Origin of the sequence: Pseudomonas sp. MF6396, from assembly GCF_002018915.1 — a bacterium.
Classification (GTDB): domain Bacteria; phylum Pseudomonadota; class Gammaproteobacteria; order Pseudomonadales; family Pseudomonadaceae; genus Aquipseudomonas; species Aquipseudomonas palmensis.
Genome location: NZ_MVOK01000002.1, coordinates 159940 through 172886, shown reverse-complemented (window position 1 = coordinate 172886; position 12947 = coordinate 159940). Strand labels below are relative to the sequence as shown.

General features: G+C 64.8%; 12 protein-coding genes. 8 read left to right on the top strand and 4 right to left on the bottom strand.

All coding sequences use genetic code 11. From position 1 onward, the window contains the following. The first annotated feature begins 2 nt into the window (after window positions 1-2). The 3 genes from MF6396_RS02400 to MF6396_RS02390 all read left to right on the top strand — a co-directional run bounded on the left by MF6396_RS02400 (window position 3) and on the right by MF6396_RS02390 (window position 1920). Complete coding sequence (locus MF6396_RS02400) at window positions 3-707, top strand: FadR/GntR family transcriptional regulator (protein ID WP_054915296.1); 705 nt, start codon at window positions 3-5, stop codon at window positions 705-707. Between the two features lie 14 nt (window positions 708-721). Continuing rightward, window positions 722-1408 (top strand): GntR family transcriptional regulator, encoded by a 687-nt coding sequence (locus MF6396_RS02395; protein WP_043864518.1) that lies wholly within the window; start codon window positions 722-724, stop codon window positions 1406-1408. 146 nt (window positions 1409-1554) lie between these two features. Then, window positions 1555-1920, top strand: a complete 366-nt coding sequence (locus MF6396_RS02390; protein WP_063612014.1) for a DUF7079 family protein — start codon at window positions 1555-1557, stop codon at window positions 1918-1920. Between the two features lie 17 nt (window positions 1921-1937). Here MF6396_RS02390 and MF6396_RS02385 read toward each other — a convergent pair whose 3' ends face one another. The 4 genes from MF6396_RS02385 to MF6396_RS02370 form a co-directional block, all read right to left on the bottom strand. Continuing rightward, window positions 1938-4364, bottom strand: a complete 2427-nt coding sequence (locus MF6396_RS02385; protein WP_078479616.1) for a TonB-dependent siderophore receptor — start codon at window positions 4362-4364, stop codon at window positions 1938-1940. A 98-nt stretch (window positions 4365-4462) separates the two neighbouring features. Beyond that, complete coding sequence (locus MF6396_RS02380; protein ID WP_078479615.1) at window positions 4463-5437, bottom strand: FecR domain-containing protein; 975 nt, start codon at window positions 5435-5437, stop codon at window positions 4463-4465. Between the two features lie 4 nt (window positions 5438-5441). Further along, window positions 5442-5972, bottom strand: coding sequence for a sigma-70 family RNA polymerase sigma factor (locus MF6396_RS02375; RefSeq protein WP_043864521.1), 531 nt, complete (start codon window positions 5970-5972; stop codon window positions 5442-5444). Window positions 5973-6055: 83 nt separating this feature from the next. Continuing rightward, window positions 6056-6496 (bottom strand): PACE efflux transporter, encoded by a 441-nt coding sequence (locus tag MF6396_RS02370; RefSeq protein ID WP_078479716.1) that lies wholly within the window; start codon window positions 6494-6496, stop codon window positions 6056-6058. A gap of 99 nt (window positions 6497-6595) precedes the next feature. Between MF6396_RS02370 and MF6396_RS02365 the strand changes: the two genes are divergently transcribed. The 5 genes from MF6396_RS02365 (at window position 6596) to MF6396_RS02345 (ending at window position 12912) form a co-directional block, all read left to right on the top strand. After that, window positions 6596-7486, top strand: coding sequence for a LysR family transcriptional regulator (locus MF6396_RS02365; protein ID WP_043864522.1), 891 nt, complete (start codon window positions 6596-6598; stop codon window positions 7484-7486). Window positions 7487-7630: 144 nt separating this feature from the next. Continuing rightward, the gene (locus tag MF6396_RS02360; protein ID WP_078479614.1) at window positions 7631-9511 is read left to right on the top strand and encodes a methyl-accepting chemotaxis protein; all 1881 of its coding nucleotides are present in this window, start codon (window positions 7631-7633) and stop codon (window positions 9509-9511) included. A 155-nt stretch (window positions 9512-9666) separates the two neighbouring features. Further along, window positions 9667-10452, top strand: a complete 786-nt coding sequence (locus tag MF6396_RS02355; RefSeq protein ID WP_043864524.1) for a sulfite exporter TauE/SafE family protein — start codon at window positions 9667-9669, stop codon at window positions 10450-10452. Between the two features lie 478 nt (window positions 10453-10930). Further along, on the top strand, window positions 10931-11257 hold the full coding sequence (locus MF6396_RS02350) for a DUF485 domain-containing protein (protein WP_043864525.1): 327 nt from the start codon (window positions 10931-10933) through the stop codon (window positions 11255-11257). Beyond that, window positions 11254-12912: a cation acetate symporter gene (locus tag MF6396_RS02345; RefSeq protein ID WP_058541320.1), complete on the top strand. Its 1659-nt coding sequence runs from the start codon at window positions 11254-11256 to the stop codon at window positions 12910-12912. Before MF6396_RS02350 ends, MF6396_RS02345 begins: the two co-directional genes overlap by 4 nt. Window positions 12913-12947 lie beyond the last annotated feature (35 nt).

Below are 12947 nucleotides of genomic sequence, written 5' to 3'. Positions count from 1 at the left end.
CAGTGATTACCTCATCGACGGTAGTGAATGCGGTAGTGGAGAAACTGCGCCAGGCACTGGCCCGTGGCCAGTGGCGCTCGGGCGAGATGCTCCCGGGTCAGCGAGAACTGGCCGAGCAACTGGGCATCAGCCGGCCAAGCCTGCGCGAAGCGGTCACGGTGCTGGAGACCCTCGGCCTGGTGCGTTCCATGCCAGGCAAGGGAGTGCTGGTGCTCGACCCCGGCACCCAGGAGCTGGTACAGGCCCCCGCGGCCGTGGCCGGAGCCAGCCTGGAGGACGTGCTGCAGCTGCGTTACACGCTGGAGCCGTTCATTGTCGGGCTGGTGGCGCAGTCGGTCAGCAGCAAGGAAATCGGCCAGTTGCGCCTGACCCTGATGGACATGCGCGAGGCCCTGGAGGCCAGCGACAGCGAAGCCGGGGTGCGCGCCTACCTGGCATTTCACGAAGAGCTGTTCGCACTGACCGCCAACCCGATTTTCCAGAGTGTGGTGCAGCAGACCAGCAATGCCCTCAAGCAGAGCGCCCAGGTGCTGCACAACTCGCCCGAGCACCTGGCCGCGCGCCTGGAAGAGAACGAGGCGGTGGTGCGCGCCATCCGCAACAAGGACAGCGCCCAGGCCAGTGCGCAGATGCGCCGGCACATTCTGCAGGAAGGCCTGCGCATGGGCATCGAATTGACCATTCCGGATGAACACCCGGGCAACTGACCAGGAGAGCGACCATGAACGCCTGCCCTGCTACCCCGTCCGCGATCGCCCTGCCCGCGCTGCTGGCGGCCGGCGAGCAGCGCCTGAGCGCTGACGAGATCTACCCGCGCCTGTTCGATGCGATCCTCGAACAGCGCCTGGCGCCAGGTACCGCGCTGACCGAGCAGGCGCTGGGCCAGGCCTTCGGCGTGAGCCGCACGGTGATCCGCCGCGTGCTGGGGCGCCTGTCCGACCAGCAGGTGGTGGTGCAACGCCCGGCGCACACCGCCCGGCTGGCCGCACCCGACCCGCAGCAGGCGCGCCAGGTGCTCAGTGCCCGGCGCCTGGCTGAAACCACGCTGATCGGGCTGGCGGCGCGGCGCACCAGTGCCCCACGCATCCGCCAGTTGCGCGAGCTGATTGCCCGCGAGCGCAAGCACCACGAGCAGGGCCATCGGTGCACGGCGATTCGTCTGGGGGGCGAGTTTCACCTGAAGCTGGCGGAGATGGCCGACAATGCCCCGTTGACGCGGTTTCTCAACGGGCTGGTGCCCATGACGTCGCTGATCATTGCCCAGTACGAGACCCAGCCTTGCGAACACTGCGCCTGGCAGGAACATGCAGCCCTGGTGGACGCACTGGAGGACGGCGACAGCGAGGCGGCGCTGCAGTTGATGCACCAGCACCTGGACCGCATCGAGGCCAAGCTGAGCCTGGATTGAGAATGGCGGTGCGCCTTTCGCCGGCAAGGCCGGCTCCTGCAGGAGGTGTTGTGCAGGAGCCGACCTTGCCGGCGAAGGGTCTTGCTGCGCTTGACCTGCCAACGACAAACCGCGCAGCATCGGGCATCCCCACAAGAGCCCGCCCCGTGACCCCAGAACAACGCCACAACGTCCGCGCCCTGCTCTCCGAGTCGTTCGTCGACAGCTGGGTGGACTACGCCTGGATCGCCCGCGAACTCGAACCCTTCGACCTGGCCGAGCTCAAGCGCATCTTCTACGAGGAAGTCGCGCCGGTCTGCTACTACAACATCGTGGCACCGGTACCACCGGTATGGACCGGTTTCGAGCCGGTATCGCTCAACGAAGAAATCGAAGAGCTGCTGGAGGCGCGCCGACGCAACCCGTTGCGCCGGCATTGGGACCGACTGTGGGCCGCCACCTGGATCCGCCTGTGGAGCCAGGAATGCTGGGACGCGATCCACCAGGCCTGCCTCGCCCAACGGCAGGCCTGACACCTCGGCACGCTGGCTCAGAAGTCCCAGCGAGTGGTCACCATCACGTTGCGCGGGTCGCCATAAGAGGCCGAGTTGTAGAAGCCGATATTGGTGAAGTAGGCCTTGTCGAACACGTTGTTGACGTTCAGCGTGGCCGACAGCTGCTCGCTGATCTGGTAACGCGCCATCAGGTCCACCAGCCAGTAAGGGTCCTGGGCAAACTCTTCGTCGCGCTTCTTGACGTTGTTCGACAACACCTGCCAGCCCTTGCCCTGCCAACGCGCACCACCGCCGATGGTCAAGCGGTCGAGCGCCCCCTTGAGCTTGTAGCTGGTGTAGAAACTGACCTGGTCCTCGGGCTCCCAGGTCGACACCTTCTTGCCCTGGTCATCGCGGATCACCTTGTGGGTGTAACCCCCCTGCAGTTGCCAGCCCTCAGCCAGTTCGCCGGAGATCTCTGCCTCATAACCCTTGGTCTTGGCCTTGATGCCTTCGTAGGCATACTCGACCGCCGGGTTGGTCGGGTTGCCGTTGTAGGCCCGGTCCTCTTCGCCCCGGCTGCTCTGGTGAATCTCGAAATACGCCAGGCTCGCATTCAGGCGCCCGTCCAGGAACTCACCCTTCAGGCCCACCTCGTAGTTCTGCCCTTCATCCGGGTCGAGCAGGCGGTTGTTGCGGTCGCGGTACCAGGCATCCTGCGGCATGAAGATATCGGTGTAGCTGGCATACAGCGACAGGTAGTCATTGAGGTCGTACACCGCCCCCAGGTAGGGCAGCAGGCGATCGTCCTCGCGGCCGTTGGCGGTCACGCCGTTGATGCGGTAGTTGGCCAGGCGTGCACCGAGCAGCAGCGTCAGATCGTCGGTGGGGTGCAAGCGGGTGGTCACGTAGGTGCCGGTCTGACGCACGCGGTCATCCACGGTCTGGGTCTGCTCCCCCCAGTCCGGTTCGGGGGTGTTGCCGTTCCAGCTGCCGTAGTCGACGGAGTTGCCATTGGGGTATCTGGCGCTCCACCAGCCCTTGCCTTCCCAGTGAGACTGGGCAAACGAGGTACCGATCACCAGTTCGTGCTCACGCCCCAGCAGCTCGAACGGCCCGCTGGCGTAGAGGTCGGCCGAATTGCTCACCGTCTCGCCCGTGTATTTGGCCGAATAGAGGCTGGCGGTGCCGTCGGCGCGCGGGTAGTAACCCTGGATCGAGCCCAGCGGCGCGTCATAGCCGTTGATCTTGTGGTCCAGCTGCGCCTTGGCAACCCAGCCGTTGGCCAGGTGATGCTCCAGGCTGGCAAACACGGTGCGGGTGTACTGGTTCCAGTGGCTCCACTTGGCGCCGTTGTTGAAGTGGCGTGGCAGGTCGTTGCGGTTGCCCTGGGCATCGAACAGCGGAATGCTGCCCGACCAGCTCGAGCCTTCCGGCTTGTTGTCCTGGTAGTCACCGCCCACGGTGAGCAGGGTGTCCGGGCTCAGGTCGAATTCGAGGATGCCGTAGTAGACGTTGGTCTTGCGCTGGTAGTGGTCCATGAACGAGTGCTTGTCCTGGTAGGCCGCCACCGCACGGCCGCGCACGTTGCCGCTGTCGGTCAGCGGGCCGCCCACGTCGAGTTCGCTGCGATAGTTGTCCCAACTACCGGCGCCCAGGGTGAAATGCCCCTTGAAATCGGCAGTCGGCTTCTTGCGCACCAGGTTGATCGTGGCCCCCAGCGACCCCGCGCCGGTGAGCAGGCCGGTAGCGCCCTTGAGCACTTCCACGCGGTCATAGATGGCCATGTCGCTCAAGGTGTTGCCGGCCGAATAGCCGACGTTGCGCGCCGTCGAGGGGATGCCGTCGTACTGGAAGTTGTTGATCGAGAAGCCGCGGGCATAGTAGCTGGTGCGGTCGCTGTCGAAGGCCGACACGGTGATGCCCGGGGTATGGCGCATCACATCGTCGATGTTGTTGAGCCCGAAATCGTCCATGTGCTGACGGGTGACCACGGTGATGGTCTGGGGCGTTTCGCGCGGTGTCAGCACCAGCCGTGTGGCGGTGGCGATGGTGCCTGGCGTGTAGGAGCCGCTGTCTTCGGTGATGGTACCCAACTGGTTGCTGGTGACTTCGGTCACGCCCAGGTTCAGCGCCCCGGCAGTTTGCGGCAGCGGGGCCAGGCTGTAGCGCCCGTCGTCTTCACGCACGGCCATCAGGCCATTGCCCTCGAGCAACGCCTGCAGGCCCTGATCGACACTGTAACGCCCGTGCAGGCCGGCGCTGGTCTTGCCCGCGGTCAGGCTCGGTGCGAACGAAAGCACCACGCCGGCCTGGGCGGCGAAGCGGTTCAGAACCTGACCCAGGTCGCCCTGGTCGAGGTTGTATTCGGTCGGTGTGGTGCTGTCGGCGTGCGCAATGCCCGGCATCGCCAGCGGCCACAGCAGGGTGGAGCACAACAGCGTGGTACGCAGCCTTGCCGCGACCGGTGATCGGGTATTCATCGGTTCTTTTCTCTTCTGGTTGGCAGTCAGGCCATCACGCCTGCATGCCTAGAAGTCGAACGAAGGAGCGAATACCTATCATTTACGAAAAATATTTTTCAGGTCGTGAGGGGTTCGATGCTTACCCAGTATTTTGTGCGCCGCTCGACCCGCACCGGCAGGGTCTTGCCGATGGCGCGCAGAATCTGCTCGGTGTCGTCGAGCTTGAAGGTACCGCTGATACGCAGGCTGGAAACCTCGTTGGCACATTTGAGCCAACCGGGGCGATAACGCCGCAGCTCGGCGATGAATACCCCAAGCATCTGGTCGTTGGCAATCAGCAGCCCCCTGCGCCAGGCATCGCGGTCGGGCTCCAGCGGCGAGCCAAGCACGAACTTGGGGTGTGAAAACCGCACCTGATCCCCGGCATCGACCACGGCCCCCCCCATGCCATCGCGCGGCATCACGCCCACCTGGCCCTGGTACACCGCCAGTTGCGTGCTGCTGGCGTCGCTGTCGCGGCGCACCAGAAAACGCGTGCCCAGCGCCTCGACGGTGCCGTTGACGGTCTGCACCCGCAACGGGCGCCCGGCCTTGTCGGCGGCGCTGGTGATCATCACCTCGCCCTGGCGCAGTACCAGCAGGCGCTGCTGGTTGTCGTAGCGCACATCCAGGGCAGTGTCGGTGTTGAGTTCGAGCCGGGTGCCATCGGCCAGGGTCAATGCCTGACGCTTGCCGACGCGGGTATGGTAGTCCGCCGTCCACGGCCCGCTGCTCAGCTCTCGGTAGCCGGCCCAGCCCAGGCCGCTGGTGCCGGCCAGCACCAGTATGCCCTTGAGCACGCCGCGCCGCGGGATCGCGGCAGGCTGCCCGGCGATGTCCAGGGTACGCCCGGCCAGCCCGCCAGATAGCTGGCCAAGCCGCTGCTGAACCTGGACGACCTGTTGCCAGGCCCAGCGATGCTGGTCGTGGGCGTCCAGCCAGGTCTGCCACGCTTGCCGGTCGGTATCATCCACGGCATCAGCATTGAGGCGGGCGCGCCAAAGCGCAGCCTGTTCCAGCGCGGCGCGCTGGAGAGGGTCGAGAGTAGCCATGGGGTCACGAGTCGGCTTGCAGGCTGTACAGCGTACAGTGGTGAAAGGCCTTGGCGATATAGCGGGTGACCGTCACCTCGGAAACCCCCAGCTCCTCGCCAATCAGCCTGTAGGTCATGCCATCGAGCTGCGACAGCAGAAAGGCCCGGCGTATGCGCGGGCCGAGCCCCGCCAGCATGGCATCCAGCTCGCACAGGGTCTGCAGCAGGATCAGCCGCTCCTGCTCGGATATCTCCACCGCTTCGGGCTGCTCGGCCAGTGCCTGCAACCAGGCCCGCTCGAGGCGGGCACGGCGAAAGTAGTCGATCATCAAACGCCGCGCGATGGTGGCCAGGTAGCCGCGTGGTTCGCGTACCGCGCCTAGCCGGTCGCTGGCGTCCGGGGCGCTGAGCACCCGCACGAACACGTCCTGCATCAGGTCGGCCGCCAGGTGCCGACAGGCCACCCGCGGACGCAGCCAGCCCTGTAACCAGCGGTGGTGGTCCTGATAGATACGGCTGACCTGTTCGCGCAACGCGGGATCGGGAGTGGACATGGGCGACCGGGGTACGAATGAGAATTCCTATCATTCTATGCCTAGCCGACGCTCAGAAGCAAAGCATCGCGGGCCTGCACGCCCTACACGGCGGGCGATACCTGTGCCGATGCCGAACTCGGCAGCCCGAACACCCGATCGAACAGCCAGTTGTAGAGGAACGTGTAGCACGGGATCAGGATGATGAACGCCAGGTCCACCAAGAAGGCCTCCCACAGCGAAATCCCCAGCCACCAGGCAATCAGCGGGATCAGGTACACCACCAGGGTAAGCTGGAACCCGATCGCGTGCGCCACGCGCCGGGCCACGCTGCGCCCCCGTGTGGCCTGGCGGCTCTCCCAGTACTCGAACAGGGTGTTGTAGATGAAATTCCACACCATCGCGATGGTGGTGATCATCACGGCCAGCGGCCCGGTGTTGCTGGGCGCGGTGCCGGACAGCAGCGCCAGCCCGAGTGTCGACAGGCACAGCCCGATACCTTCATAGGCCGTTACATACACCAGCTTGCGTTTCAGACCTTGCACCTTTTCACCCCTCGACAAATCAAATTCGGCCGGCAGGATGCGTCAATCTTCTTGACAGAAAAAGTCAGCAGCTATCAGATCTACTGAAAGGAGAGGCTGATGAATTTTTCCAGCGACACTATCGAACTGTTTCTTGCGGTGCTCGACCGCGGCTCGTTCTCGGCTGCCGCCCGGGCATTGGGGCGGGTACCCTCGGCAGTCAGCATGGCCATCGCCAACCTGGAGGCGGAGCTAGGCTTTGCCCTGTTCGAGCGTACCCACCGTGAAACCCGCCCCACCCCGCTGGCCCTGGCGCTGGAGCCCCATGCCCGGCTGATCGCCGACCAGCTGACGCAGCTTCAGGTACACGCCATCGAGCTTTCCCAGGGCCTGGAAAGCACCCTGGCCATCGGCGTGGTGCCCGACATCGATCACCAGCCGCTGCTCCAGGCCATCGGCCAGATCAGCCAGCGCCACCCGCTGCTGCAGGTGGAGGTGCTCAGCGCCCCGCAGGAAGATGCGCTGCACCTGCTGCACGAGGGTCGCGTGCAACTGTGCCTGGCGTTTGCCGGGCTGACGGTCGACCCGCGCCAGCGCTTCGAACAGGTCGGCATGGAGTCGCTGACCGCCACCCTCTCGCCCCATCACCCCGCGCTGGGCGAGCAGGTGCGCTACCTCGAAGACCTGGTCAACGTGCGCCAGATCGTGGTGGCCAGCCGCGATTTGCCGATGCTAGACCCCCGCGTGCTGATCGGTGCCTCGCACTGGCGCACCGACAGCCTGAGCATGGCCATCGAGATGGTCGAGGCCGGGCTTGGCTGGGGCGACTTCCCGCTGTCGCGCATTGCCCCGCTGCTCAAGGCCGGGCGACTGGTGCAACTGGATTTTCGCAACACCCGCAATGAACTGCGCCTGCCGGTGCATGCCTTCTGGCTCAAGCAGCAGCCGCTGCAACGCGCTGCCCAGGAGCTGGTGAGGTTGCTGAGACAGACCGCAGCCCTGGCCGACTGACCCCGCGTCAAAATGGTACATAAATATTTCGTGGTTTCAGCCGATACCTGAAAGGTCAGTCGCGTGCAATTCACGATGGCGGTGCTCACAAGGCTCCGACCCGTGACGCCGTCACTTCCCCTATCTGGCTAAAGGTCTCGAAACATGAACCTGAAATTTCGCCACAAGATCCTGCTCAGCGCCAGCGCAGTCGTCGTGCTGGCCTTTGCACTGTTCACCCTCTACAACGATTACCTGCAACGCAACACCATCCGCCAGAACATCGAATCGTCGGTCAACCAGGCCGGCGCGCTGACAGCCAGCAGTGTGCAGAACTGGATGAGCGGGCGCATCCTGGTGCTGGAAAACCTGGCCCAGAACATCGCCCACCAGGGCGCCAATGCCGACTTCCCCGGGCTGGTCGACCAGCCCGCCTTCACATCGAACTTCCAGTTCACCTATGTGGGCCAGACCAACGGCGTGTTCACCCAGCGCCCGGACGCGAAAATGCCCGACGGCTCCGACCCGCGCCAACGTCCCTGGTACACAGCTGCTGTCGCCGCCGGCAAACCCATGCTCACCCCACCCTACCTGGCGGCTGTCGGCGGGCTGGTGGTGACCATTGCGATGCCGGTCAAGAGCAACGGCGAACTGGTCGGCGTGGTGGGCGGCGACCTGAGCCTGGCCACCCTGGTGGACATCATCAATGCCGTGGACTTCGGCGGTATCGGCCACGCCTTCCTGGTCGACCGCGACGGGCAGATGATCGTCAGCCCGGACAGCGACCAGGCCATGAAGAACCTCAAGGACATCTACCCCGGCAGCAACCTGCAGGTCACCGCCGGCCTGCACGACGTGACCCTCAACGGCGAACAGCGGATCATCTCGTTCGCCCCGGTCAGCGGCCTGCCGTCGGCCGACTGGTACATCGGCCTGTCCATCGACAAGGCAAAGGCCTACGCCCCGCTGAGCCAGTTCCGCACCTCGGCCATCATCGCCATGCTGATCGCCGTGGCCGCCATCGCCGGCCTGCTGAGCCTGCTGATTCCGGTGCTGATGCGCCCCCTCACCACCATGGGCCGCGCCATGCAGGACATCGCCCAGGGCGAAGGCGACCTGACCCGGCGCCTGACCGTGGAAAACAAGGATGAATTCGGCGAACTGGCCGGTGCCTTCAACCAGTTCGTGGAGCGCATCCATGCATCGATTTCCGAAGTGGCCTCGGCCACCCGCCAGGTGCACGACCTGTCGGAACGCGTGATAAGCGCCTCCAACGCCTCGATCATCGGCTCCGAGGAACAGAGCCTGCGCACCAACAGCGTGGCCGCTGCAATCAACGAACTGGGCGCCGCCACCCAGGAGATCGCGCGCAACGCCGCCGATGCCTCGCAACATGCCAGCGGTGCCAGCGACCAGGCCAACGATGGTCGCCAGGTGATGCAGGAGACCATCAGCGCGATGACGGCGCTGTCGCAGAAGATCAGCGAGTCGTGCGAGCAGATCGAAACCCTCAACGCCAGCACCGATGACATCGGCCAGATCCTCGACGTGATCAAGGGCATCTCGCAGCAGACCAACCTGCTGGCACTCAACGCCGCCATCGAGGCAGCACGGGCCGGTGAAGCCGGTCGCGGCTTTGCCGTGGTGGCCGACGAAGTGCGCAACCTGGCGCACCGTACCCAGGAATCGGCCGAAGAGATCCACAAGATGATCACCACCCTGCAGGTGGGGTCGCGCGAGGCAGTGCACAACATGAACGCCAGCCAGGTGTCCAGCGAGCAGAGCGTGCAGGTCGCCAACCAGGCCGGCGAACGCCTGACCAGCGTGACCCTGCGCATTGGCGAGATCGACGGCATGAACCAGTCGGTAGCAGCCGCCACCGAGGAACAGACCGCCGTGGTCGAGAGCCTGAACCTGGACATCACCCAGATCAACGTGCTCAACCAGCAGGGTGTGGCCAACCTCAACGACACCCTCAAGCACTGCGATGACCTGGCGCGTCAGGCCGGGCGCCTCAAGCAACTGGTAGACAGCTTCAAGATCTGACCCCCGCCCTCGCCCATCGGCCGCCCAGGCGGTCGATGGCACCCTCGCCTGCTGCGTTACGGTTATAAACTAATAACGAACAAGTCTATTTGGCTATAAAAAAACCTTTATGCTGGCGCCATCCGATCACGGGCTCGCTGGGTGTTTAGGTATTTATGGATGTAGGTTCTTTTGGTTTCACCATCGCAGGCCTGGTTGTTGGGTTCATTGTCGGCATGACCGGCGTTGGCGGTGGTTCGTTGATGACCCCGATCCTGCTCTGGTTCGGCATCAACCCGGCCACTGCAGTGGGCACCGACCTGTTGTATGCGGCCATCACCAAGGCCAGTGGCGTCTGGGTGCACAGCAAGCAAAAGAACATCGACTGGAAGATCACCGGGCTGCTGGCCATGGGCAGCGTGCCAGCGGCGGCCTTGACCCTGTGGTTTCTGAGCACCCTGCATACCGACACCCAGACGCTCAACGGCGTGATCAAGCAGGGCCTGGCGGTGGTGCTGATCCTCACGGCGCTGGCCATCCTGTTCAAGTCGCGGTTGCAGGCGTTTGCCAGCAAGCACGCCGGTGACCGCTACCACCTCAGCGAACGCAGCCTCAACGCCCTTACCGTGGTCACTGGCGTGGTGCTGGGCGTGATGGTGTCACTGACCTCGATTGGCGCGGGCGCCCTGGGCACTGTCGCGCTGTTTCTGCTGTACCCGTACCTGGTCACCCGGCGCCTGGTGGGCACCGAGATCGCCCACGCCGTACCTCTGACCCTGGTCGCCGGCCTGGGCCATGCGAGCATGGGCAACATGGACTGGTCGTTGCTGGGCTACCTGCTGCTGGGCTCGTTGCCGGGGATCTACCTGGGCAGCCACCTGACCGGGCGCATTTCCGACAACGTACTGCGCCCTTGCCTGGCGGGGATGCTGTTGCTGATCGGGTACAAGCTCGCGTTCTGAGCGCATCTTTCCGACAGCGCGTCGACGCCATTCGCCGGCAAGGCCGGCTCCTACCGTGATCATGTAGGAGCCGGCCTTGCCGGCGAAGCTTTTTATGACGCAACGTATAGTAGTATTACCATACGTCGCAGGTAGTACTTCCATAACAACCCGACATTGTTATATAAGATGCCCGGAGCCATCTGCGCTGCCGCCACCGACAAGGGGGCAGCTGACATCAAGAGCTAACAATCAGCCAACGGGTGCCACACATGTCGAATTCTCACCAGGGCCTCGCCCCTGCCTGTACGAGCCTGCTCAACCTCGGCTCACCCCCGCGCACGTTACCCCGCCCCGCGACCTGATCGCGGCGCGCCGGCGCCTGCCCCACCGCATTTACCGTCTGGCTGCGAGCCCTGCCCGCCGCCCTGACGCCCCACACCCGCAACAAAGTCGATGGCCCGCCCCAGGCAATAAAAACAACAAAGGAGCCCCACCCATGACGCACGCCCCAACCGATCACGCGCAGAGTTGCGACCGCATCCGCGCCAACCCCAAATTCCAGCAACTGGTGCGCACCCGATCGCGCCTGGCCTGGTCACTCAGCGCCGCAGTGCTGGGTGCCTACTACCTGTTCATGCTGGTGGTGGCGTTCTACCCGCAGGTGCTGCACACACCGCTGGGGGACGGTCGCCAACTGACCCTCGGCATTCCCGTGGCCTCGGCACTGATCGTGCTGTCGTGGCTGCTGACCGGCTGGTACGTGCGCAGCGCCAATACCCGCTTCGACAGCCTCAGCGCACAGGTACTGGAGGAGTCGAAATGAACCGCACCGCACTGCTAGTGCTGAGCAGCCTGCTGCTGACCCCGGCGGCTTTCGCGGCGCCGCTGGTGGCCGACAAACAACCGGTCAACCTGCACGCCATCGCGATGTTCTTCGTGTTCGTGCTGGGCACCCTGGCGATCACCTGGTGGGCCGCGCGCCAGACCCGCTCCACCTCCGACTTCTACACCGCCGGCGGCGGCATCAGCGGTTTCCAGAACGGCCTGGCGATTGCCGGCGACTACATGTCGGCGGCCACCCTGCTGGGCCTGTCGAGCCTGGTGTTCGCCAAGGGCTACGACGGCTTCATCTACACCGTGGCGTTCTTCGTCGGCTGGCCGATCATCACCTTCCTGATGGCCGAGCGCCTGCGCAACCTGGGGCGCTACACCTTTGCCGACATCGTGTCGTACCGCCTGGACCAGACCCGCATCCGCACCTTCGCCGCCTTCGGCTCGCTGACCGTGGTGTGCTGCTACCTGGTGGTGCAGATGGTGGGTGCCGGGCAACTGATCAAGCTGCTGTTCGGCCTGGACTACAGCACCGCAGTGATGGTGGTGGGCGCCCTGATGCTGGTGTACGTGATCTTCGGCGGCATGATCGCCACCACCTGGGTGCAGATCATCAAGGCCGTGCTGTTGCTGGCCGGTGGCACCACCCTGGCGCTGCTGGCCATGGCCGAGTTCGGCTTCAGCCTGGAAACCCTGGCCAGTCGCGCAGTGAACGTGCACAGCACAGGCTGGAGCATCATGGGCCCCGGCTCGATGCTGGCCGACCCGATCAACGCCGCGTCGCTGTCGCTGGGGCTGGTGTTCGGCATCGCCGGGCTGCCGCATATCCTGATGCGCTTTTTCACCGTGCCCAACGCCAAGGAAGCACGCAAGTCGGTGTTCTACGCCACCGGCTTCATCGGTTTCTTCTTTCTGGTGGTGATGGTGCTGGGCTACGCGGCCATCGTCATCGTCGGCACCGACCCGCAGTTCTACGTGGACGGCGACCTCAAGGGCGCGCTGATCGGTGGCGGCAACATGGTCGCCATGCACCTTGCAAAGGCAGTGGGCGGCAACCTGTTCCTGGGCTTCCTGTCGGCGGTGGCCTTCGCCACCATTCTCGCGGTGGTGTCGGGCCTGGCACTGGCCGGTGCGTCGGCCATCTCCCATGACCTCTACGCCACCGTGTGGAAAAAGGGCACCGCCAGCGAAAAGGACGAGATGCGCGTGACCCGTATCGCCACCGTCGGCCTGGGCATCATCGCGATCCTGCTGGGCATCCTGTTCGAGAAGCAGAACGTGGCCTTCCTGGTGGGCCTGACCTTCGGTATCGCCGCCTCCACCAACTTCCCGGTGCTGATCATGGCCATGTACTGGAAAGGCCTGACCACCCGCGGCGCGCTGGCCGGCGGCTTTGCCGGGCTGATCACCGCGCTGGGGCTGGTGATCCTGTCGCCGGCGGTGTGGGTGTCGGTGCTGGGCAACGCCCAGGCGATCTATCCCTATGACCATCCGGCACTGTTTTCCATGCCGCTGGCGTTCCTGGTCACGGTGATTGTGTCCAGGCTCGACCGCAGCGCCCGCGCAGCCCGCGAACGTGCCGCCTTCGACGACCAGTTCGTGCGCGCACAGACTGGCCTGGGCGCCGCCACCGCCGTCAGCCACTGAACCACTGCAACCCCTGTCACGGGCCGCTACGGCGG